Origin of the sequence: Lactobacillus sp. CBA3606 (genome assembly GCF_002970935.1) — a bacterium.
Lineage (GTDB): Bacteria > Bacillota > Bacilli > Lactobacillales > Lactobacillaceae > Lactiplantibacillus.
Genome location: NZ_CP027195.1, coordinates 23641 through 45133 on the forward strand (window position 1 = coordinate 23641; position 21493 = coordinate 45133).

Annotated in this window: 24 protein-coding genes and 1 pseudogene; 19 read left to right on the plus strand and 6 right to left on the minus strand. The window is 40.1% G+C overall.

Annotated features, from left to right (window positions below; translation table 11 throughout):
* Positions 1-264 precede the first annotated feature (264 nt).
* Positions 265-1503, minus strand: coding sequence for an ISL3-like element IS1165 family transposase (locus C5Z26_RS11980; protein ID WP_062913481.1), 1239 nt, complete (start codon positions 1501-1503; stop codon positions 265-267).
* Between the two features lie 8 nt (positions 1504-1511).
* Positions 1512-2390: an IS982-like element ISLpl4 family transposase gene (locus C5Z26_RS11985; protein ID WP_105450202.1), complete on the minus strand. Its 879-nt coding sequence runs from the start codon at positions 2388-2390 to the stop codon at positions 1512-1514.
* A 124-nt stretch (positions 2391-2514) separates the two neighbouring features.
* Between C5Z26_RS11985 and C5Z26_RS11990 the strand changes: the two genes are divergently transcribed.
* Positions 2515-3309: a lp_1002 family arylesterase gene (locus C5Z26_RS11990; protein WP_056992669.1), complete on the plus strand. Its 795-nt coding sequence runs from the start codon at positions 2515-2517 to the stop codon at positions 3307-3309.
* Positions 3310-3482: 173 nt separating this feature from the next.
* Positions 3483-4361, plus strand: a complete 879-nt coding sequence (locus C5Z26_RS11995) for an IS982-like element ISLpl4 family transposase (protein WP_105450202.1) — start codon at positions 3483-3485, stop codon at positions 4359-4361.
* Between the two features lie 307 nt (positions 4362-4668).
* Here the strand turns inward: C5Z26_RS11995 and C5Z26_RS12000 are convergent, their stop codons facing one another.
* Together C5Z26_RS12000 and C5Z26_RS12005 are read right to left on the minus strand one after the other, a co-directional pair.
* On the minus strand, positions 4669-4884 hold the full coding sequence (locus C5Z26_RS12000; RefSeq protein ID WP_003649837.1) for a hypothetical protein: 216 nt from the start codon (positions 4882-4884) through the stop codon (positions 4669-4671).
* Positions 4885-4890: 6 nt separating this feature from the next.
* Complete coding sequence (locus C5Z26_RS12005; protein ID WP_017866972.1) at positions 4891-5676, minus strand: ParA family protein; 786 nt, start codon at positions 5674-5676, stop codon at positions 4891-4893.
* A gap of 578 nt (positions 5677-6254) precedes the next feature.
* On the opposite strand from C5Z26_RS12005, the gene C5Z26_RS12010 reads away from it, so the two are divergent.
* The 4 genes and pseudogenes from C5Z26_RS12010 to C5Z26_RS12030 form a co-directional block, all read left to right on the plus strand.
* Positions 6255-7364 (plus strand): replication initiator protein A, encoded by a 1110-nt coding sequence (locus C5Z26_RS12010; protein WP_105450203.1) that lies wholly within the window; start codon positions 6255-6257, stop codon positions 7362-7364.
* Between the two features lie 403 nt (positions 7365-7767).
* Complete coding sequence (locus tag C5Z26_RS12020; protein WP_003660204.1) at positions 7768-8049, plus strand: type II toxin-antitoxin system RelB/DinJ family antitoxin; 282 nt, start codon at positions 7768-7770, stop codon at positions 8047-8049.
* Between the two features lie 46 nt (positions 8050-8095).
* Positions 8096-8281, plus strand: a complete 186-nt coding sequence (locus C5Z26_RS12025) for a hypothetical protein (protein ID WP_010620892.1) — start codon at positions 8096-8098, stop codon at positions 8279-8281.
* A 20-nt stretch (positions 8282-8301) separates the two neighbouring features.
* Positions 8302-8442 (plus strand): annotated as a pseudogene (locus tag C5Z26_RS12030) (zeta toxin family protein); the annotation flags it as partial.
* On the opposite strand, the gene C5Z26_RS12035 reads toward C5Z26_RS12030, so the two are convergent.
* Together C5Z26_RS12035 and C5Z26_RS12040 are read right to left on the minus strand one after the other, a co-directional pair.
* Positions 8432-8710 (minus strand): hypothetical protein, encoded by a 279-nt coding sequence (locus C5Z26_RS12035; protein WP_041095822.1) that lies wholly within the window; start codon positions 8708-8710, stop codon positions 8432-8434. The pseudogene C5Z26_RS12030 and the gene C5Z26_RS12035 overlap by 11 nt on opposite strands.
* 22 nt (positions 8711-8732) lie before the next feature.
* A complete protein-coding gene (locus C5Z26_RS12040; RefSeq protein WP_003555660.1) occupies positions 8733-8960 on the minus strand; it encodes a hypothetical protein in 228 nt (75 codons plus the stop codon).
* A gap of 251 nt (positions 8961-9211) precedes the next feature.
* Here C5Z26_RS12040 and mobQ point away from each other — a divergent pair, with 251 nt between their 5' ends.
* The 13 genes from mobQ (at position 9212) to C5Z26_RS12110 (ending at position 21484) form a co-directional block, all read left to right on the plus strand.
* Positions 9212-11269 carry a MobQ family relaxase gene (mobQ, locus tag C5Z26_RS12045; protein WP_105450204.1) on the plus strand — a complete coding sequence of 686 codons (2058 nt, stop codon included), beginning with the start codon at positions 9212-9214 and terminating at the stop codon, positions 11267-11269.
* Between the two features lie 106 nt (positions 11270-11375).
* Positions 11376-11669, plus strand: coding sequence for a hypothetical protein (locus tag C5Z26_RS12050; protein WP_105450205.1), 294 nt, complete (start codon positions 11376-11378; stop codon positions 11667-11669).
* A gap of 39 nt (positions 11670-11708) precedes the next feature.
* Positions 11709-12323: a hypothetical protein gene (locus C5Z26_RS12055; protein ID WP_097037826.1), complete on the plus strand. Its 615-nt coding sequence runs from the start codon at positions 11709-11711 to the stop codon at positions 12321-12323.
* Between the two features lies 1 nt (position 12324).
* Positions 12325-12660: a CagC family type IV secretion system protein gene (locus tag C5Z26_RS12060; protein WP_105450206.1), complete on the plus strand. Its 336-nt coding sequence runs from the start codon at positions 12325-12327 to the stop codon at positions 12658-12660.
* Between the two features lie 20 nt (positions 12661-12680).
* A complete protein-coding gene (locus C5Z26_RS12065) occupies positions 12681-13043 on the plus strand; it encodes a hypothetical protein (protein WP_014216295.1) in 363 nt (120 codons plus the stop codon).
* On the plus strand, positions 13012-13671 hold the full coding sequence (gene trsD / locus C5Z26_RS12070; RefSeq protein ID WP_105450207.1) for a TrsD/TraD family conjugative transfer protein: 660 nt from the start codon (positions 13012-13014) through the stop codon (positions 13669-13671). Before C5Z26_RS12065 ends, trsD begins: the two co-directional genes overlap by 32 nt.
* Before the next feature lie 11 nt (positions 13672-13682).
* Positions 13683-15701, plus strand: a complete 2019-nt coding sequence (locus tag C5Z26_RS12075) for a VirB4 family type IV secretion system protein (RefSeq protein WP_105450208.1) — start codon at positions 13683-13685, stop codon at positions 15699-15701.
* Positions 15694-17112 (plus strand): type VII secretion protein EssB/YukC, encoded by a 1419-nt coding sequence (locus tag C5Z26_RS12080; protein WP_105450209.1) that lies wholly within the window; start codon positions 15694-15696, stop codon positions 17110-17112. Before C5Z26_RS12075 ends, C5Z26_RS12080 begins: the two co-directional genes overlap by 8 nt.
* Before the next feature lies 1 nt (position 17113).
* Positions 17114-18268: a phage tail tip lysozyme gene (locus C5Z26_RS12085; protein ID WP_105450210.1), complete on the plus strand. Its 1155-nt coding sequence runs from the start codon at positions 17114-17116 to the stop codon at positions 18266-18268.
* A 13-nt stretch (positions 18269-18281) separates the two neighbouring features.
* Positions 18282-18899, plus strand: coding sequence for a hypothetical protein (locus C5Z26_RS12090; protein ID WP_105450211.1), 618 nt, complete (start codon positions 18282-18284; stop codon positions 18897-18899).
* Positions 18886-19254, plus strand: coding sequence for a thioredoxin family protein (locus C5Z26_RS12095; RefSeq protein ID WP_105450219.1), 369 nt, complete (start codon positions 18886-18888; stop codon positions 19252-19254). The genes C5Z26_RS12090 and C5Z26_RS12095 overlap by 14 nt, the downstream gene beginning before the upstream one ends.
* A complete protein-coding gene (locus C5Z26_RS12100) occupies positions 19255-19725 on the plus strand; it encodes a conjugal transfer protein (protein WP_105450212.1) in 471 nt (156 codons plus the stop codon).
* Positions 19726-19954: 229 nt separating this feature from the next.
* Positions 19955-21484, plus strand: a complete 1530-nt coding sequence (locus C5Z26_RS12110) for a VirD4-like conjugal transfer protein, CD1115 family (RefSeq protein WP_105450214.1) — start codon at positions 19955-19957, stop codon at positions 21482-21484.
* Positions 21485-21493: the final 9 nt, after the last annotated feature.

The following is a 21493-nucleotide window of genomic DNA, read 5'->3' on the forward strand; positions in this document are numbered from 1 at the left end:
CCAGTATAGTTGATATTTATGACAGCTTTTTTCTGTCAAAAAGCTATCACTGTTTAGTGTACTCTTTTTTTAATAAGTTGATACTTGACATCATATTAGAAATGGTGTTGAAGGATAGTTTCTATCCTTTGGAGATCTCCTCGTGTGGGAGATCTTTTTTGTTTTTTTATTAGTTGCGGCGTTTAATCTGGTGTGTCGTCTGAATATCGTACTTGAAGGCATAACAAATAAGCCTACCATCGTGACGTTATTGTGGTAGATAATCTAGGCAATCAGCTGGTAGACGCGTGTGAACATATTGGCCTGATTGGAGAAGCCATAACAAGCACGTTTGAGCTCCTTGATCTTACGGTTGATGCCTTCTATCGGTCCGTTAGAGTAGGACGATTTGGCGGCATTAATTACTCCATTAAGATTCTTTCGTAGGGTATGCATGGCCGTATCTAGGGGCGTGCCGTTAGGCTGATAGTTAGTGATGATATTCTTGAGTTCATCAGCGTGACGCCCCATCAAAGCATCGTGGAGATCGATGTAGGTTTCATAAGCTGTTTTGAAGGCCGGAAACGTATCGGTTCCAATATCAATAGCGTTCTGTTCGGTCGAGTACTCATTCAGGCCGAAGAGGTAGCGGCTCTTTTGTGCGTCAGGGGTGGCCTTGTGGAATAGGCGCCATAGTGATTTCAGTACTTTATATTCCCGCGAATGCTTGTCGAGTTGCTTTAAACATTGAGTGCGAATGGTATCCATCGTCCGGCCCATTAATTGAATAATGTGGAACCGATCAATAATGAGTTCGGCGTTAGGGAATAGTTCGTGCACGAATGCCTGATAGGAGGCGTTCATGTCCATGATGACGCGTTGAACCGCGGCCCGTTCTGCGGTGCTGTACTGACTAAGAAAGAACTGTTTGATGGTTCTATTAAGGCGGTCGCTAAGTACTTTAACTGATTTGTGAGTGTCGGCGTCAATGCAAATAAACGACATGGAGCCGTGCGTGGAACGGAATTCATCAAAGCATAGATTAATCGGTAACCGGCGGCTCGCGTGTGGATGAATATTAGCCGTCAAAATACGCTGAACTGAGTTTGTCGAAATACCGGTGAGACTGGCGATAGTCTTATCCGGGAGTGATTTACTGGCTAGCTTCAGCACATGAGTCGCTAGTCCGTGACCGATGGCGTGGTTGGTTGATACCACTGGAGTGGTGGCCGTACAAGTGCTATGGCAGTTACTACAACGCCAGCGTTGCTTGTTTAGCTCTAGAATTACGGGCCGGTCCATGGGTCCTGAAATGTGGACATGAGTGAGCTTGTGTCCGTTAGGGTGCAACGTATTGTATCCACAGCTGGGACAGCGCCTGAGTGTGTAGGTAAGCTCTGCCTGGATGACCAAATACTTTTTGCGACCCGAGCCCCGACCATTAAATTCCTCACGAGTACCGAACACCTGAATGTTTGTGTCTGTAATTCCCAGTAATTTAAGTGTATTATCTAGTTGAGACACGCGTGGTGCTAGTTCGTCACAAAATTAAAAAATCCTAAATTATAGACTAAAATTGCCAGTTCAATTTTTAGTTGAAAGCCAAAGGCACTCCGCGTTAAGTTAGTTTCAATTTCAAAATCACTAACTAAGGTAGAAAAACGCGATTCAATTGTGCGACGTAACGCCTTGAGCGCGCGCTTATTATGTTCCTTGGCCCCCTTCATATTCGAACGGTATGGTGTCCATAACGTGTAGCCTAATTGCTTAAATTCAGCGCCAAGTCGCTTGCCTACATAACCGACATCGGCCAAAACAATTGGACAAGGACAATCATCAATCAAGCTAACGGCAACTTTTGTATCATGGACCGAAGCGGCAGTCACCACATAATTCAGAATGTAGCCATCAGTGGTTACTAGCATGTGGGTTTTAAACCCATAGAACGACATTTGCTTAGTGGCATTGTAGCCAATATTAGCTTGCCCAGCCAAAATACGTGCTCTAAATTTACGTACTGGTTCACACAATGGATTCGGCAAACTATCAATGATTGCGATCTGTCCAGGTTGGGCTGCTTCACGCGTCAAACCAGTACGGATCGCATTGACCACGGGTAATAATTGTAGTGCGCGACGGTTGAACCGTGACCGACTAATGGTGATTTTTTGCGGCATAAAGGCGGTCATCAAGCGCCAAAAACGGCGTTGTGATTGGATACCAAGCGTTGTTTGTAAACACAGTAGCGCCAACAATCGACAGTCATCGATTTTAACGTGCGCCACATTACGCCGTTGCGTCACACAACGCGGGCAATAGCGCTGGTAAAGCGACTGGCACAGCTGATAAAAATAATGATAGTTACCTTGTAATTCGTGACGAATTTGTTTAAACTTAGGATGGTTCAACATCGTTAGGACTCCTTTTAAGTTTAGTCACTTATGAGTCTAACTGTGTTGGACTTTTTTGTTAATTTTTTTGTATTATTACAAACTAGCACCACGCGTATTTTACTACTTAAAAGGAGTCGATCTTATGCAAATAACTAAAACACCACTTAACCAGGTAAATCCTCAATCTCAAGCAGAGTTAATTTCCTACGTTGATCCCAGCCTTACCGACGCGCTTAACCCTGCGCTAATTTTTGTACCGGGAGGCTCTTATACTCACATTGATTTTAAGCAATCCGAAAAAGTTGCGCTACGCTTTTTGTCACTTGGTTTTCAAGTTTCCATCTTACGGTACTCTTTTGTCGATGAAGTTCAACCGCTCTTCCCGGCTCCCCTGTTGGAAACTGCGCAAGCAATCGCCACTACTAAACAAAATGCCGCACAATGGCACGTTGATCGCCAAAAAGTCATGTTGATGGGCTTTTCCGTCGGCGGACACGTAGTTGCTAATTACAACAATTTATGGTCTTCAGACTGGTTACAAGCACAAACCCACTTATCTGCAGAAGACTTAAAGCCCGCCACTACTATTTTAGGTTACCCAGTAATTACCCCATTTGATGGCTTCCCTGACCAACCTACTTTGGCGCAGTGGACTAACAACCCCGATGAGATTGCTGCTGACCAACACGTAACCGCCGATAATGCTCCAACTTTCATTTGGGCCACCACTGACGACCAGTTAGTTTCTTCAAAAAACGCCGTGGACTACTTCTTAGCGCTCCAAGCTCATCAAGTGCCCACCGAACTACACCTTTACCACCACGGTCCTCACGGAATGGCGTTAGCTGACGAAACTACGGCTTACGACGAGCGTCACCAAGATTCTCGCATTGCCGATTGGATTGCTAATGCATTAGCTTTTTTACGCGAACTATAACGAGGCTTATTTTCCATTAGTAAAGAAAATGGACCTTTATTCTTCAAAAGCACAAAAACTACTTTTTTATACACTAAACGCGTGGTGCTAGTTTGTAATAATACAAAAAAATTAACAAAAAAGTCCAACACAGTTAGACTCATAAGTGACTAAACTTAAAAGGAGTCCTAACGATGTTGAACCATCCTAAGTTTAAACAAATTCGTCACGAATTACAAGGTAACTATCATTATTTTTATCAGCTGTGCCAGTCGCTTTACCAGCGCTATTGCCCGCGTTGTGTGACGCAACGGCGTAATGTGGCGCACGTTAAAATCGATGACTGTCGATTGTTGGCGCTACTGTGTTTACAAACAACGCTTGGTATCCAATCACAACGCCGTTTTTGGCGCTTGATGACCGCCTTTATGCCGCAAAAAATCACCATTAGTCGGTCACGGTTCAACCGTCGCGCACTACAATTATTACCCGTGGTCAATGCGATCCGTACTGGTTTGACGCGTGAAGCAGCCCAACCTGGACAGATCGCAATCATTGATAGTTTGCCGAATCCATTGTGTGAACCAGTACGTAAATTTAGAGCACGTATTTTGGCTGGGCAAGCTAATATTGGCTACAATGCCACTAAGCAAATGTCGTTCTATGGGTTTAAAACCCACATGCTAGTAACCACTGATGGCTACATTCTGAATTATGTGGTGACTGCCGCTTCGGTCCATGATACAAAAGTTGCCGTTAGCTTGATTGATGATTGTCCTTGTCCAATTGTTTTGGCCGATGTCGGTTATGTAGGCAAGCGACTTGGCGCTGAATTTAAGCAATTAGGCTACACGTTATGGACACCATACCGTTCGAATATGAAGGGGGCCAAGGAACATAATAAGCGCGCGCTCAAGGCGTTACGTCGCACAATTGAATCGCGTTTTTCTACCTTAGTTAGTGATTTTGAAATTGAAACTAACTTAACGCGGAGTGCCTTTGGCTTTCAACTAAAAATTGAACTGGCAATTTTAGTCTATAATTTAGGATTTTTTAATTTTGTGACGAACTAGCACCACGCGTAGTTGAGACATCTATTCCTACCCCGCTTATCTTGAGTTTCGTCGCTTAAAGCATAGCACTAGGGAGGCTTAGATGCTTTTTTTGTTATCAAAAAGGGCCTAGTACTTTTGGAATGGAAATACTTTCCAACACCAAAAATTCTAGACCCCTAAATTTGCGATCTACCACGTATGTTTAAATCAAATTTATTTTAAATATACCTTGTACAGTGAAGTTTACTGATTGTGTGATTTATGATAAAAGATTAATCTTTTATCATAAATCACACAATCAGTAATACATAAGTTAAGCTCAATCTTATTTACGTTTGGCAAGGCCTTCACGAATAATTTTTTCTAAGACATCAACAATTTTTTCGTCATTCTCAAAAGCGATGCGTTTAACTTCTTTATATGTGCTCATGCGAAGTTGAACGGTTTTAGTTCTTTCTGTTTCGAATTGGTATGGACTTTTTAGATTTTTAAGTTGTTCAGATGCCTTTTTACTAACTTTATTTAAAAAATCTTCTGCCATGATAAATTACTCCTCTAACTGTTGAATTCTAAGTATTTGTTCATTAAGAACCATTTGGTACATTTGGATTGCTCTTTTATCCCAATGGTCTTTATTCCGTATTCCTTCATTAGCAAACGTTTTAACCCGTTCTTGAGTTCTAATTGAGTTTGAAAAGACCCCTTCGCCAAAAAAGTCTTTTGCTTGTGCAGAAATTTCAGTATCAACTTTTGCACGTGGCTTCATTAAGTACAATATGGCACCAACTAACTGAAAACTTCCATTGTATTGTTCACGTAGTTCACCTAAATGCGTAGCTGTTTTTAAAGAACTTGTATATGACTGCTTTTGAGTTTGTAAGACAATTGAGATGAAATCTGAAGCCATGATTGCGTTATTAGTAAAGACATTTATTGTTGGTGGTACGTCAATAAAAATATAATCGTAATTTTGTTTTAACTTTGAAAGCATTTGTGGTAATAGAATATTACGTTTAACCCGACTAACTTTTTCTACAGCACCAATCCATAAAGACAATGTCCAATCTGTAGGAATCATATCAATTTGGTTTGTAACAGACACAATAGATTTAGACAAATTCCCTCCAAGAAGGCCCTCATATAATGAAAGTTCCGGCTTTAAATCGGCTTTATAAGTCTCCTTCATAATTTCAGTTGCATTTCCCTGGGGATCGAAATCTATAAGTAGTACTTTTTTCCCCTCTTGACCCAATAAATAGGTTTCCATTACAGTCAAGGTGGTCTTACCAACGCCACCTTTAAAGTTGAAGTTTAATAGTGTTTTCCCATTCATAGTAGCACCTACCTTTACATAAACATTTTACCATGATTTATGATTAATCACAAATTTTATATGATTTATGATTAATCATAAATCATATCCATAAAACTATTTACTTAACCTTTGCAGAATGATATGCTTTTTTCATAAACAAAAAATCCCAATCCACTCGGGATTGGAATTTTTGCAGTATTGACAAGTAGCTATCTTGCAGCTACCTAGTCCAAGCAATTTTCACCGGCAAGTTAAAATTGCTTGAAAAAATTGTAATCTTGTTTACGTGCTAATTATACCGCAAGCAAACCTTAAGGGCAAGCAAAGGTAAACTAATTAAAACGAAGATAAGACCAATGGACTAAGTAGCTTGTAATAACTACTTAGTCCATTTTTAGTTCTTAAAAATTAAAAAAGTTGCCGACTGGGCAACTCACAAACAGACACATGCTGGTGAAACTACAAAGCCGATCACGACCAATGTTCGCTTTGTAATTCAGTTAGAGCATATCAGATTTGTATTTTAAAGCAAATCAAATGTTTTAGCAACTCTCTTTTGAGACAGCGTGTGTCAGTCAAGAAAGGGAGTTTTTATTATGACAAAATCAACAGATTTCAATTACTATGACGCCAATAGCGTATATGGATCCTTGTTTTTCCAGTTCCCTAAGGTATTAATGTATGGCGAGCAATACAAACATTTAAGTGATGCCGCTAAGCTAGCTTACATGGTACTAAAAGACCGGCTAGAGTATTCTTTACGCAATCACTGGATTGATGAGGAAGGGCACGTCTACTTTATTTTTACCAATCAAGAACTTAAAGATTTATTCGACTGCTCAAATGATAAGTTAGCAGCCGTGAAAAAAGACTTGGAACGTGCAGGACTACTTTATCAAAAAGCCATGCATTTCAATCCCAAAACTGGCAAAAACGAACCCAATCGACTTTACCTGGCCGAACTAGATATGCAGTCAACTGACGTCTATTTACGCGGTGAATATGCTCAAAAAGAGCCGCAAACCCTTGCTACGAGCGAAAATCCGAAAATCGGACGTTCGCGGGAGACCGTTGGAACCCTTGCTACGAGCGAAAATCCGAAAATCGGACATTCGCGAAAGTTCGTTGACAACACCCCGCAAACCCTTGCTACGAGCGAAAATCCGAAAATCGGACACGATCTAGATAAAGAACTTAAAGAAAGAGATACTAATAGATACAATATAGATACTCAAAAGTTGGACTTTTCCACAGCCAATTTCTCCCCAGCAGAAATTCAAAAGCAAAACCAGGATTTGGTGAACCATGCTAATGATTTCTTAACTGATGAAGACAGTGGCTTACCGGTTTTCTTAGAACCAGAAGCTGTGCAACTACTTAGTTTTTGGTGCCGTACCCCGCAACAAATGCGGCGCTTCATTGGCATTATCTTAAATGCTAAGTACCGAGTTGAGAAAGATCACAAAGATATTGGTGTCATAATCCTACTTGGTGATGAGGAACTGAGACCTTTAATGACTAAAGCCTTGAGACGCTACTTTAACGTCCTTAGAAGCAATGAGAAGCACATCAAGAATGTTGAGAACTACTTATACGGCACCATGCAAAACCTATTTGGCGTTTGGTGGAATAAACAAGCGGCTAGAGAATATGCAGCCAAACACCCCGAAGAACAGAACACTTACAATGAACCTTATTGGAATTAAACGCCGTATAAGCTCATTTAAGCCGTTTTAAGCATTACATGCATAATTATATTAAAATCGCTTTAAAATCGCTTAGAAGCAAAAATAGACACCTTGAGTGGCTGAATTGGCGCTTGGTGGAATAAACAAGCGGCTAGAGAATATGCGGCCAAACACCCTAACGATGAGCGTGCTTAAAACTAAAAAGCTATATAAGGCCATTTAAGCTGTTTTAAACAGATAGAGCATAATTATATTAAACGAGTTTTAAAATGCGCTTACGGGCACTTTAGGAACGTTGTATAAGTGCCATTGCGGAAAGGACAGCAAACTTAAATTCACAACTTTTAAAGAAGCAGGCTAATTGAGATGATACTCAAAGATTAGTATAATGTGAGTAGTAATAAAGGGGGGCGAGAAAATCATGGCAGTTAAGGAAAAGAAACGCGTACAAGTCCAGATTGACAAAGAATTGGCAGATAATACCGAAGCCGTTTTAAGCCAGTTAGGTCTAAACCCAACTACCGCGATCAATATGTTTTATAAGCGGATTGTTGCTAATGGTGCCTTACCTTTTAATGTGTCTTTAAGCGAAGAAGAACGAGCTAATTTACGCTTTTTAAAGGCTACCAAAGAGACACCAGTCACCGAGTTCAAAGACGCTAAAGAGGTCGCTGATTGGCTCAATGATCCAGATGAGGACTAATGACTTATCAGATTAAATAAATTAATAACTTGGAAGTGTGATGAACATGAAAGATACAATCACAATTAATGACTTTTTTGAAATTGCCAAAGAAACTGATTTAAAAGATTTACTTGATAAGTCATTACATGAGCCAGATCCAGAAAAGCGCAAAGTATATGACGCTTTATATACCTACTTTTTAGATAAAAGGCAAGATGAGGTTATTAAGCGAAAGGACTTTGTCCGTTGATAGATAAACCCCAATATATATTGAAGAATTTTCCTTGGATAAACCAAAATATTACTTATCCAGAAAAGGTGCAAAAGCAGTTACAAAATTTTGCAGATCAAAACCCAGAAGTAAAGCCTAGAAATGATCCAGAAAATAAAAACGATCGGCCTAGTTATTAGGTTGATCGTTTTTTAATTTATCCGGTTTATGGGCGTTAACATAGTCAGCAAATATTTTTAAAAGTTCTTCGGTTTGTTCGACCGAGAGGTTATCAGCTTGGAAGTACTTTTCTAATAAAGCCCCTTTTTGAATTAATCGGCGAGAACGGGCTTTGCGGGCTTGCCGATTTTCATAGTATTTAGATTGCCGTAATTTAAAATCTTCCCGCTCAATTTTTTGTTTTAACCGCGCTTGTTGCTCGACTAGTTTTTCATATTGATTAGACATGGAATTTCCCCATCTCGTATGGCTAATGATCTACGGACTTTACCTTTAAAAATTCAGAAAATTGCTTAGCTAAAAGCTTAATCTGATCGTTAGACAAATTAGCATAATCTAAATTGGCTTGACTGATGATTTGTTTACCTAGCCGTTGTTCAATCTTATTTTTTTCGTCCTTAATTTTTTGATTAAGGGCTTTTAATTTAGCTTCTTGTTTTTCTAAGTTGCTTTGAGACATAACGATCCCTCCAATCATATTATAAATAATCACCGACACTATATCATAAGGGAAACGTTAAGTCAAAGTATAAAAGTTGAAATAGCGAAGCGGAAGGCATACACTAAGTTAAAGTTAAGAGAATCAGAAGACCGAGTGAAACGAGGTTAATGCGCACTTACACTCCAAATAAATTGGAGTTGTGCTAAAACACTTAAACCTGTATCAGAAGTCGCCTATGGCGACAACAAAAACCAAAAACAAAACCCTAAAAGAAAGGAGACAACAGCATGGCAATTTTCCATATGAGTTTTCAAAATATAAGCGCAGGAAAAATGCGTAGTGCTGTTGCTAGTGCGAGTTATAGAAGTGGTGAAAAGTTATTCGATCAAAAAGAAGGTCGAAGCTATTTTTATGGTCGGTCAGTCATGCCAGAAAGCTTTATTTTGACACCAAAGAATGCGCCAGAATGGGCGAGTGATAGAGAGAAATTATGGAATGAAGTCGAAAGAAAAGATCGGCGAGCAAATTCACGCTATGCAAAAGAGTTTAACGTGGCTTTACCAGTTGAATTAAGTGAAGACGAACAGAAAGAATTATTGACAAAATATGTACAAGAAAATTTTGTTGATGATGGTATGGTAGCCGATGTGGCAATTCATCGCGATCACCCAGATAATCCACACGCTCATGTGATGTTAACTAACCGTCCATTTAACCCAGACGGAACGTGGGGAATTAAAAGTAGAAAAGAATATATATTAGATGAAAAAGGGAATAAAACATATACAAAAAGTGGGTATGCAAGAAATAGAAAAATATGGCTAACTGATTGGGATAAAAAAGAAAAAATAACTGAATGGCGTCACAATTGGGCTACCGCTGTTAATCAAGTTTTAGAAGCTAAAAATTTACCAGACCGTATTAGTGAAAAATCATATGAAGAACAAGGAATTGATGAAGTGGCAACACAACACGAGGGTATCAATTCACAGAAAGAAAAACGCCAAGAATTTAATCAAAATGTTAAGCAACAACGACAAGCAAAAGCAGAAGCAAAAAATGCTAATGAAAAAATCCATAATGAACGCCGTATGCAAACCTTACAGCGCCATTATTCATTTGATGAAAAACGACTGGTTGCACAGTTAAGTAATCGACTAAAAACATTTGTTAGCTTAGAGAACCTAGATGAGAAACAACGTATGCTGTTTAATTGGAAAAATAGTGCCATGATTAAGCAAGCAGTAGGGGAAGATGTGACTAAACAATTAGTTACAATTACACAACAAGAAAAGTCACTATCAGAAGCCAATCAATTATTGGATAAAGTCGTTAATCGAACCGTTTCAAAACTTTATCCTGACGTTGATTTTGAGCAAATAACAATGGCAGAAAAACGGGAGTTAGTTAAGGAGACGGACAGCGAACAAAGGGTATTTACAGGAGATGAACTAAAAGACCGTTTAGCCATGATAAGAACAAACATTATCAACCAACAGGTTCTGACGTTTACAAAGCGCCCATTTGCTAGTTGGTTAATGCTTGAAAAACAAGAACAGCGAGCTAAGGAAACTATTAGTGATATTTTGGCTAATAAAGGTTACCAACTAGCAGATATTAAGCGTACAAAAGGTACTCTGTTAAGTGACTTTGATGAGAAACAACAAGCTGTTTTAAAGAAGAATATCAAAGAACTTTCAGCAATAAATGAGACTAAACAAGTGGTTGATACGCAATATAACAACGTATTAAGTAAGACTTTCCCTGATATGAGCCTTGATCAAGTCAAAATGACTGAAAAAGAACGCCTATATACAGCAGTTGTTTATTATAATCCTGAACTTAAATCACTCGAAAAGCGTGATTTAGATCAGTTGAGAAATAATCCGCCTGTTCAATTCACGACCCAGGAACATGCCCAGGGACTTGCTTATCTAAGCGGACAGGTTAAATCTGATGAGATTCAAAACGCTAATTTGTTACGTGTATTGAAGAATAGGGGGACACAACAGTTATTCATTGGGGAAGCAGGACAAGATAAAAAGATTTCTGCTAAGCAACTTGAGCAGGCTAAGCAGGCAGTAAAGCAACATAATCAAAAGAATGATGATTTCCGAAAAGAGAATATGCCTGATTATCGAGCCGTTAATTATAACGAAAATACCCCAGCAAACTATATGAACAAATTATTGTCAGATACCTTAATGAGCTTACTTTACGAGAATGGACAAGACCACGAACTTAACAGACAAAAGAAAGCACAAAAAGAATTAGAATACGAACTGGATAAAAAGAAGCGTCAACATCAGAAGCACAGTCGCCACAGTGGCACAATCCATAGATAGGCTAGGTGTAAGATAGATGTAATGAAAAAGAAAAAATAAATGGTTACAACGTAACCATTTTTGTGATATAATGTATTCATACAAATAAAGAAAGGAGGGATAGCATTTGAAAAATAGCAACGAGTGGCACACATTAGCGGAGGCTAGCCGAATTTTAGGAAAAAATGACCGCTATGTGAGTAATTGGATAAAGCGTCATGATGATTTCCCCAAGCCAATGCTAATGGATATTTCAGGTAAGAAAATCATTCATGATAAAGGTATTCAATGGATTTCTGAACACACAAAAAAAGAGGGCGTCCTCAAAAGCAAGGTTAGTGCTATTGAGGATAAATTCCTAAAATTGACGGTTTTAGGAAAACACCCTAACATACCATTTTACATGTGTATGAATGGATAGGCTAGATATACTTAATAACCATTTAAAGGGGGTGGCGCAATGAAGATAGAGAACTGGCAAGATGTGGACGAACATTTGGTAGTTGATAATGACAAAGCAATTATTGTTAAGGATTCAAAACTACTGGATAATCCCGAAGCGTTAAAAACCGAAATGCAAAGAAGCGGTAAGCCAGTCACAGAAGTTAGAAGTAAGTTAGTTCAGAAGTCAGTCAAAAGTAGGGTCAAAACCGATCCAATAAAAATCAGTGCTTGGTTTGACCGTAAACATGAGAGTGACAATGCTCAAAAAGCCGAAAAGCTGGTAAGTAATAAGCCAACTCATCAATATAAGCAAATCAAAAATGAAATGACCTTTTTTGGTGAGAGCTTCTTGGAAGGCTTCTTAGGCTTCTATGGCTTAGAAGTTGATAACGCCTTAGGACGTTACGAACATAATTTGCATGTCTTAGAGACACAAGAGTTAGGAAGTTCTGAAAAAGAATATTACTTAGCTCAAGTTAAGTCAGGCGAGCTAAAACAGGTAACCAAAAGCTTACCAAATCGGGAAATTGCTGAAGAAGAACTAAACAAATTCTATCAGCGTGAACCAGAAGAAACGCAAGCAGAACAAATTCAATTACGAACATCAGAAGACGATAGGAAGGAGGAATAACATGAAGTTCAGCAAAGTAAAAGCGTTAGCAACTACTGGAGCCACCACAATTTACTTGGGATTGATGAACGCTCAGGTCGTCTTTGCCGCAGACGGTGGCGAAGTTAAAAGTAAGTTAACTCAAGCTGGTAAGACGATTCAAGGTATTTTAACCGGGTTAGTCGTTTTAGTCGGGATTTGTGTCGCACTATTTATTATTATCAAAAGAATGCCTGACGCAGACGACCCGCGGGAAAAATCAGAAGTTTACCACGCGGTTGGTCGAGTAGCTGGTTTAGTTGCCTTGGCGGCGGCCATTATCTGGATCTTACCTTGGGTTTACAGTCTATTTACCTAATTTAAAAAGGAGCCTGCCAAATGAAGAAAGGAAAAGAATTTATCTTCCCAGAAAACGTGGATAAAGATTACGGGATCTGGAAAGACTACACCTTGAAGGATTTTGGCTATGCGGCGCTGGCAGGACTAGTGGGCTTAATTTTTATTGCGATCCCACCCTATGGTTTGATCTTAGTCCTGATAAAAATAGTGATTGTTGTCTTAGCCATGACGATTGTCATGGCTATTTTAACAATTCGGCCAGTTGCGGCGCGGAAGAATATTAAAGTGCGGGATAACTTTAAGCTGAAACGCCGCTATGCCAATGGTCAGAAACTGTTTTATTTAAAACCGAAGAAGCGAGGTGAACTAAATGCGTTTGAAGAAGAACAAAACCGCCAATAAATCAGCCAGGCTAGATTGGGATTACCAACCGCCCAAAATCAATGGTGGCAAAGAAACCATTGATGACATGAGCTTGGTGGTGGGTATGTATGGTAATTACGAAGTTACCAAAACGGGTAATCTCGTTGGCATTTTGGAAGTTAGTGGGATCAACCTTGATCTACTTAATGAAACCGAACAGCAAGACGTCTTTGAGGACTATGGCGCCTTTCTCATGAGTACGTTAGGCGAAGGGGTTGATGACACCTTACAGTTCTTAGAGCCGACAATTCCCGTCAATATGACAGCTTATCTCAATGGTCTCAAGCGGCGGTATCTCGCTTTACAAAAAGATCACCCCGAGCAACAGTTCAAAATCCAGCTCATAGCCAGTTATTTGGACCACTTTACTAAAGTCCAAGAATCCAAAAACATGACAACTAAGCAACATCTGCTAATCGTTAAGGTGCCAATTAAAGACAAAAGTGTTAAGAGCTTAAACCTAGCGGTCACTCATTTAGACGAAAAGATCGAACAGATTAAACGAGACATTGAAAATGCGTTAACGGATTTTGATGTGACGGCCAAAGTGTTGACTAGTCAAGAAGTCCAGGAGATCTTAAAGAACTTAATCAATTTCAATGGATAGGGGGAAACAAAATGAATTTTGGTGATAAAGTCATTGACTTATTCATGCCAACTAAAAAAGAGCATAACCAAGGCAACAGCGACCAAACGGGTAGTAAGCCCAAACCGGAGGTTGAGGATTTTACCGAGCTGATTGATCGCGATAGCTTGCATTCACTATTCCCGTTTAGCTGGGAACAGTACCCCACCTACGTCCAGTCGGGCGAGAATTTTATTCGGGTGTTAGCGATTGCCGACTATCCTAAGCGGGTGTATGGCAACTGGTTATCGGAGTTAAAGCGCAAAAAAGGCGTTATCGATATTGTGCAATATATCGACAGCGCCAGTAACAATTCAATGATTACCTATTACAAGAAGACGATTCAAAACAAGGAAGCGCAGAAGTTAAATACGTTCGACCCGTATAAAAAGAAAATTCTGCAAAACTATATTGATTCAGCCAACATGCAACTAGATAAATACCTAGATAATTCTACCACATTTGTCTACCAACACATGCTAGTTTATTTACGGGCAAATAGTTTAGCAGAACTAGACGACTTAACCGAAAACGTTAAGAATACGTTGATTAAGTTGCAAATGAAACCTTTAGTACCAGTTAAAGCAACTTTCCAAGCTTTTTGGTCAACAATGCCGATTAATGAAAACTTAATGAGTGATTATACGTATAAGGAAAGCAATACCGAGGTTGCTAGCTCAATGTTTCCATTTGACGACGCAGAAATTCTAGACCTGAAACCAAGAAGTGATATTGAGGGTGTCAACAAGGACACAAATAGTTTAATTGCAGTTGATATGTTGGATCGTAACAAGACCTTGAACCAGAATATGGTTGTTATTGGTACTTCCGGTGTGGGTAAAACAACCTACATGATCCAGAAGATTTTAAGATATGCCATTCAAGACTATCAAATTTATATCATTGATCCAGAAAATGAATATACCAAAATTGTCGAATCCCTAGGTGGGGCAGTCCTGCACCTAACTTCTAATGCTAAGTACAAAATTAATCCAATGCAAATCTTTTCCGAGGAGATTTTGAGTGCTGATGAAGCCGTGACAAATCTTGATGAATTGGTAAAAGATAAAATTCAACGTCTGAAAGGTTTCTTTGAAGTCCTTAAAACCGGGATTACCCAAGTTGAGCTGGCAATCCTTGATGATGTCGTTAAACAAGCTTACGTCAACAGTGGCGTTTTGAAATATAGCCGCTTAAAAGAGATTAAAGACGATCAGTGGCCGACCTTATCCAATGTTTATGACGAGTTGGAAAAACTGGCAGATAAGGACGCCGACAAATTCAATCGGGTTAAAGACTTCTACTACATCTTAGGTAGTTATACCCATGGTTCTAACAGCCTATTTGACGGCCACACCAACGTCAACCTAAAGGGAAAGATCATTTCTTTTGATCTAAAACCCCTACAAAGTGAACAGGAAGTCCAATCAGCGGCTTATCTGAATACCTTCCAGTATTTGTGGGACGAAATCACCAAAGATCGGCATAGCCGCAAAAAGTTATTTGTTGATGAATTTCACTTTTTGACCTTGCACAAAGCGGCCGCCACCTTTTTCCACCAAGCATACAAGCGGTTTAGAAAGTACAATGCCGGAGCCATTGCCGGAACGCAGCAAATCCAAGATGTGATTGAGGGAACAACTGATACCGGGCAGAACATTGGTGAAGCCATTATTGGAAACTCCTACACCAAAGTATTCTTTGGTCTTGACGGTAAAGGCGTTGATGATGTGATTACCAAATTGCGTATGACGTTCTCGGATAAAGAAAAGAAGCTACTAGAACGCCGTAGGCAAGGTGAAGCCCTGATGATTTATGGTAGCCAACGTGCCTTTATGAAAGTCGAGTTGACCGAAGAAGAATTGCGGTTAATTGATCCCGAAGCTTACCAAGAAAAATACAACCGTGAGACAGCCGAACAACCGGATTATCAAAAGCGCGTGGTCTTAACACCTAGTGAGATTGACGCCTTAACCACTACCGAAGAGGAAGGAGGGACTTTAAATGAGTAAATCAAATCAGTTATTAAATATCGAAGTTGGGACTTTCAAACGACTGGGGAACAAGTTAATTCTCGAACTCAATCACAATCAGTTTCGATATGACCAGTTGAGTGAGCTAAACGAATTAAAGCAAGCTGATTCCAATTTCTTACAGTTGGTTAACGTGGTTGAGCAAGATCAGAAGGTCGTTTTAACTTATACCTTGCCAGATAAGGTCAGATCATTAAAGGAATTACCGCAGGAAAATAAGGCGATCCGGGCAGCCATTGCCAAGAAAATTATGGCGCAAAAGGTGGTTGCTGATAGCCAGTATCACATTGCGTTGAACCCAGCTAACCTCTGGTATTACCCCATGCAACATGTTTGGTACGCCTATCGGGCAAATGAACTCATGCCCTATGATGACAAGCACAGCAATTTAGCTAAATACAAAGCGCTGATTCTATTTTGTTTGACGGGGACGCCCTATGAACGGCTACTAAGCAATCCTAAAGAAGCCCTAGCTAAACACCCGGACGACTATTTACAACAAGTAGCTAAAGCTACGTCGTTAAATGAGTTAACGGAAGTGGTTAACAGCATTGAGGACTTTGTGAGCTATCACGAATGGCAGGAAGTTGAAACGGCCCAGCAGAAAACCAAACAACGTTTATGGTTGAGCGTGGCCGGGGTGGCGATTGTGGCCGTTTTGGCCGTCGGCTTAGTCCATAAAAGTGACGAACGAAAGTATCAATCTCTAGCCGACCAAAGTCAAACCCAAGTTACTCGGTTAAAATACAGTAACCAAATTCAAATGGCCTTAAACAATCATCAATGGTCAAAAGCCAAGAAAGCTATGCAAAAAGCCAATTATAGTGAGACCCGTCAGGCTCAAACATTCTTGAAACACAAACAATACCAGCAAGCCTTGAATGTTGACCCAAGTCAGTTGAACAAAATTATAAATACTGCTTACGACAACAAAGATAGCAGTCAAGTGGCCGATTGGCAGTTACCAACTAAGGCGACGAGTAAGCAAAAAGATCAATTGAAACTCGAAAAAGCGATTGTTAATTATGATACCAATACGCTTAATAACCAATTATCCTTTACGACGAACGCTGATGTTTTATTGAGAATGGGACAAGCTTTCCTCGCCCATAATGATACGCAAGACGCCCAGACCGTCCAAACCAAATTAGCCGGTGTGAATAGTCCTAAAGCTAAGTATTTGAAAGCCCTGTTAAGTCTCAATGCCGCTAAGAACGAAGTTAGTGACGCCCAAAAGAAGTTAGATGACGCCAACAAGATTGATGGCAGTAAAGATAAGGACAAAGACAAGAAGGTGGATTCGGCTAAGTCGGACTTAAAGAACGCGCAGAGTGACCAATCAGCAGCGCAAGATAAAGTTGATAAGGCAAAGCAAAAAGTAGGTGCTTAACATGGGACTAGCCTATGAATTTCAAAAGAAAAAAGTCAAATTCATATTATATGGTATCGTAGGCTTTTTCATAGCAATTATATTGATAATTGCAGGATTAACAGGAGATTTAGAAGAAAATTGTGGAGATGATACCACATCAAGCCAAGTTACCAATTTAGACAATAAAGGTATGGAAGAAAATGCCAAAAATATCTATGCGCACTGGAAACAGAAGTATGGTGCGACCCCACAAGCGGCCGCTGGAATTTTAGGTGTTTTGCAACTAGAAAGTCGCCTTGATCCTAACTCTGTTAATTCAAGTTCGGGAGCTACTGGTTTAGCCCAATGGTTAGGTGGTCGGAAGGATAAGTTGGAAGACTTAGCCCACAAAGAAAACAAACCAGCGACGAATCTCGGCGTGCAGTTGGACTATCTCGATCAAGAATTGAACAGTAGTTACTATGCGTCAAACAAGCAGATATTTAAATATACAGATGTGCACAAAGCGACGAAATCCTGGTTAATGGATTATGAAGGCATGAGTAAGAACCCGGAACAATGGTATTTAAGCCAAAGATACGGGTATGCCGATCACTGGTATTCCGTGTTCGGGGCGAGTGATCCAGTGGCTGGTAATACTTTAGATAATGCGAGTTCGGGAGACCTGACCGAGCTAGGTTGCGATAGTGACCCAAGCTATTCCGGTGGGAGTATTGTTAAAAACGCGGAAAGTATGAAGGGCGACTTCTATTATGTTCAAACCCACCCCAGCCCCGATTTAGGCAGTGATTTAAAGAATCCCAGCAAAACTGGTGGAACTGATTGTTCAGGCTTTGTCTGGTTAGCGCTTAATAAAGCTGGTTACAAGGTACCGGCTAACATGGGCTGGTTTACCGGCACCATGGCAAGTGACGCCAAAGGCAGTCATCAATATCTGAAACAGATCAGTGAAAATGACGCCAAAGCCGGCGATATTGTGATTGTTAATCAAGGTGCCGGGGCCGGGAACAATGGGCACACCGCAATCTTGTTAGACAAGTGGCAAGGCAAAGCCACCAAAATCATTGAGCAAGGTGGTGTCGGCGACAAGGTTAACGAAAGCACATTTGGCACCGCGTTTTATAGCTTATTGAACGGTAGCGATGTGACGTTAGCCCGGCCAATCAAGAAGTAAGGAGGACGAGTAAATGAAACGCAGCATGGTTTTAAGTATTGCGATTGGTAGTTTGATCTTAGTTATGTCATTAGGGGCGAATGCCTATCAGCATAGCCAAATTAAGCAGGCACAACAACAGATCAGTCGCTTACAACAACAGAAGCGTCAAGTTAACCAGCAATTGACTAAAGCCAACCAACAAAAGCAGTTATTGAGCACCCAAATTGACAGCTATAAGACCTACCAAAATAATAAAGACAAAAGTCAGGCTGAATTGAGCTTTAATACGGTAGTCACCAAGTTCTTTAAGGTCATGAATAACTTTAAGCCCAAGACCTACGGCCAGCGTAAAGATGGCGTGAAAGACTTGATTTCCGACAAGTTGTACCAGCAATACTTTTCAAATAAGGGCACGTATGGTGATAGCAATAGTGTTTCAGCTAAGTTAAATCAACTGAACCTGTATACGCAAAGTAAGCAGGGGCAAAATATGAAAGGCTTGGCCGTTGTCAGTTACGAAAGTAAGAGTGGCGACAACGACTGGCAAAAGGCAACGGTGCTTTATCAAGTGACTTTCGATACCACCACGAATCGAATCACTAATGTACAAAATCTTGGAAACAGTTTTAAAGCAAGTGACCTTGATTAAAAAAGTAAGCAAAGTCCTAGCGGTGATCGTGGTGGTTTTAGCCGTTAGCGTGTTTGCTGGTCATCAATACGTCAATCACGTGGAAAAACAGCGGCCAGTTGTGACGCTGGCTAAGCACCCTAAAAAAGTGTTGTTCTTCTATCGCGATGATTGCCCGGATTGCCAAGCTATTTTTCACCGAATCTATTGGCACAACGTCATTAGCCATAACGTTGTTTTTATTAACATGAATCAATCGCAGAATCGGCATTACATTCAGCAATATCAATTAACGTCAGTCCCAACCTTGATCCATGGCAAGCAACGGTACACCGGCACTAACCAAAAAAGGATTAAACAGATAGTAGGTGATTAGATGAAAGACAAATTATTAAACAGCATTAAAGCTAGTTGGCCGTATTTACTAACACTAATCATTGGCTTGTATTTAGCGGAGATTTTAGCTGGCTCTGTCATGGCCTTGTCGCGCTATAAACTAACTTTTGCGGATCATATGCCAACGGTGTTAAAACAATTAGCTTTACACCCCTGGCATTATTACAACTTGTATTTGGGCCAAAAGAACCCAGTACTAATTATTGTCAGTGTCGCCGTGATCCTATACACCATCTATTTTGCCTTGAAACGAAATAGCAAACATAAAGCGTGGGAAACTGCGGACACTGAAACCCACGGGAGTGCGACCTGGGGTGATCTAAAAGAGTTGAGTGACCATTACTTTAGTATCAATGCCAAAGACCTCACCACAGCATTTAACAGGAGCACCACAACAGAAATATTAGAGGCATTAACAAAACAAGAAACACAATCCAAGACAGGCAAGTGAAAGGAAGTAAGAAGCATGAACAGACCAGATTTATTAGTACGAATAGTTACGATCATCACGTTGTTAATTGCGATAGTTTTGTTCCTATTTCAGAGAGGGAGCACACTAACTTTTGTATTTACAATTATCACAGTCATTTTATCTTTCATTTATCAGTTAATCAGAATACAGATGAAAAAGAAGTAAATCAGAAAAGTCATCTAAAGCTAACCGCATTGGAGGTAAACGCATGAATGGGACAATTTTAGGAATCGTGGATAAACAAATTGTTTACCAAAATAACAGTACCAAACCCAACCGGAACATCTTTGTGGTTGGGGGCCCAGGATCGTATAAGACTCAATCAGTCGTGATTACCAACCTGTTTAACGAAACGGAGAACAGCATTGTCGTGACCGATCCAAAAGGGGAATTATACGAAAAGACGGCCGGTATCAAACTAGCCCAGGGTTATCAAGTACATGTCGTCAACTTTGCCAACATGGCGCACAGTGATCGCTACAATCCTTTTGATTATATTCAACGGGATATTCAAGCTGAAACCGTGGCAACAAAGATCGTCCAGAGTGAAAATGCCGAAGGTAAAAAAGACGTGTGGTTCAGTACCCAACGTCAGTTGCTGAAAGCCTTAATCTTATTTGTAATGAACCACAGAGAGCCAAAAGAACGCAACTTAGCAGGAGTTACCAACATTTTACAAAAGTTTGATGTTGAACCAGACAAAGATGAAACTGATAGCCCCCTAGATTCACTTTTCTTAGACTTAACCATGACTGATCCAGCTAGACGAGCTTATGAACTAGGTTTCAAAAAAGCCAAAGGAGAGATGAAAGCCAGTATCATTGAAAGCTTGTTAGCAACCGTCAGCAAGTTTGTTGACGCCGAAGTTGCCGACTTTACAGGATTTTCAGATTTCGATTTAAAAGAGATTGGCAACGACAAAGTTGTGCTGTACGTGATTATCCCCGTCATGGATAACACTTATGAAAGCTTCATCAATCTGTTTTTCTCACAATTATTTGATGAATTATACAAATTAGCGGCTGATAATCACGCTAAATTGCCCCACCAAGTGGACTTTATCCTTGATGAATTTGTCAATTTAGGAAAGTTTCCTAAGTACGAAGAGTTCCTAGCGACGTGTCGGGGATATGGTATTGGTGTGACGACTATTTGTCAGACGTTAACCCAGCTACAAGCCTTGTATGGCAAGGATAAGGCCGAGAGTATCTTAGGTAATCATGCGGTTAAAATTTGCTTGAATGCCGCTAATGATGTGACTGCGAAATACTTTAGCGATCTGTTAGGCAAATCAACGGTGAAAGTTGAAACCGGTAGTGAGAGTACCAGTCACAGCAAGGAAGAAAGCCACAGCAAGAGCGATAGTTACAGCTATACGAGCCGTTCGCTCATGACACCCGATGAAATTATGCGTATGCCCGAAGATCAGAGCTTATTAATTTTTAGTAATGCGCGACCAGTCAAAGCGACAAAAGCGTTCCAATTTAAACTATTTCCAGGAGCCGATCATTTGGTTAACTTGTCACAGAACGATTATCAAGGCCAACCAGAAGCCAGTCAAGAAACCAACTTTAAGAATAAAGTAGAAAAATGGAAAGCGGAGTTAGCAAAAGCCAAAGCTACAAGAGCAAAGAATGATGTAAAACCCGAAGAAGAAGAAGATATGCAAGACGAATTAGACCAGGCAACGAAACAACAAAAAAGCGTTCAAAACGAAAACGAAGATGTGGACTTTTAGGAGGCTATA